Origin of the sequence: Enterobacter sp. V89_11 (genome assembly GCF_029967775.1) — a bacterium.
In the GTDB taxonomy this organism is placed as follows: domain Bacteria; phylum Pseudomonadota; class Gammaproteobacteria; order Enterobacterales; family Enterobacteriaceae; genus Enterobacter; species Enterobacter ludwigii.
In genome coordinates, this window is record NZ_JASCAN010000049.1 from 1 (window position 1) to 1,826 (window position 1,826).

Annotated in this window: 1 protein-coding gene; it reads right to left on the minus strand. The window is 54.2% G+C overall.

From position 1 onward, the window contains the following. Nucleotides 1-107 precede the first annotated feature (107 nt). Complete coding sequence (emmdR, locus tag QLG09_RS22320; RefSeq protein WP_282489431.1) at nt 108-1,583, minus strand: multidrug efflux MATE transporter EmmdR; 1,476 nt, start codon at nt 1,581-1,583, stop codon at nt 108-110. Nucleotides 1,584-1,826 lie beyond the last annotated feature (243 nt).

Genomic DNA, 1,826 nt, shown 5'->3' on the forward strand with positions numbered 1-1,826 from the left:
CCGTTCTACCGACTGAACTACAGAGGAATCGTGTGAACGGGGCGCATATTATCGATGCTCCCCGATGATGTCAAAGGCAGAATGCATATTTCTGACTGTTTGCCGAATTATTCTCCACTTCGCGCATTTGTCAGGCATTCTGTTGATTCTGTGGTCGTTGGTTCCTGTTTTATTCGCGGGTATTTCCAGAGCCAGCGCCCACTGACCATACGCCAGTAGAACAACGCCCCACGCACCGCCCAGTCAAGGAACATCCCCAGCCAGACGCCGACTACCCCCATGCCAAGCATGACCCCGAGCGTGTAACCCACCACCACACGGCAACCCCACATGCCGAGCATCGACACCCACATCGCGAAGCGTGCATCGCGTGCCCCTTTCAGCCCGGCAGGCAGAACCCATGAAGCCGCCCAGATGGGCATAAAGGCCGCGTTCAGCCAGATCAGGATCTTAACGACCTCTTTGACATCATCTTCGTGGGTATAAAAAGAGGCCATAAGCCCGGCAAAGGGGGCGCTTCCCCAGGCGATCAACGTCAGGCCAATGGTTGACAGCCAGAAGACGTGCCGCAACTGCCGTTCCGCCTGCCCTATCTGCCCTTTTCCCAGCCGTTTACCAGTGATGATGGTCGACGCCGAACCGAGGGCGTTGCCCGGCAGGTTTATCAGGGAGGCGATGGAGAAGGCAATAAAGTTACCGGCGATAACGTCAGTCCCCATCCCGGCGACAAACATTTGCGTCAACAGCTTGCCCCCGTTAAACAACACGGATTCAATACTGGCGGGAATACCAATTCCCATCACTTCCCAGATAATGGCGAAGTTAAAGGGGCGGAAATAGCTCTTCAGCGTAAGGCGCAGTGACGGCGTGATCCCCGCCATCAGCACCCCGAGAATGGCGGCCGCGCCGATATAACGTGAAATCGTTAACCCCAGCCCGGCACCCACGAACCCGAGTCCGTCCCAGGAGAAGACGCCGTAGATCAGCACGCTGCTGATAATGATATTCAGGATGTTCATCCCGCCGTTTATCAGCAACGGAATTTTGGTGTTGCCCGCCCCGCGCAGCGCGCCGCTGCCAATCAGCGCGATGGCTGCAGCCGGATAACTCAGGACCGTCATTTCCAGGTAGGTCAGCGCCAGGTCTTTAACTTCATTTGTGGCCTCACCGGCGACAAAATCGATAATTTCCCTGCCGAAATAGTGGATCACCGCCGCCAGCACGATCGAGAAAATGGTCATGATCATCAGCGACTGTCGGGCAGCCTCGCGCGCACGTTTAGGATCGAGCTTGCCGAGGCTAAAGGCGACGACAACCGTCGTCCCGAGGTCAATGGCAGCAAAGAACGAAATAACCACCATGTTAAAGCTGTCCGCCAGCCCGACACCGGCCATCGCCTCTTTACCCAGCCAGCTGACCAGGAAGGTACTCAGCACCCCCATCAACAGAACGCAGGTGTTTTCCAGGAAAATAGGCACGGCAAGGGGGGTGATTTCACGCCAGAACAGAACACTATAGCTTTTACGCTTTGCATACCATGGCGTGCGCATAATCGCCTGGCGTAGGGGGGCAGTGACGTTCAAAATGGACCTTAACGAGAAAGTTGAAACTCCATTTCAAATGATGGGGGAGAAATGCTAAACCTGCAAAGTATTTTCCATAAAAAGATGTGTGGATTTACAACAAACTGTCGACAGAATCATCAATCGATCGCTAATCGCTAAGATCAGGTTTGACAAAACTTTTTTCGCCGCTAAGATAAGCCTCCACAACGATTCCTCTGTAGTTCAGTCGGTAGAACGGCGGACTGTTAATCCGTATGTCAC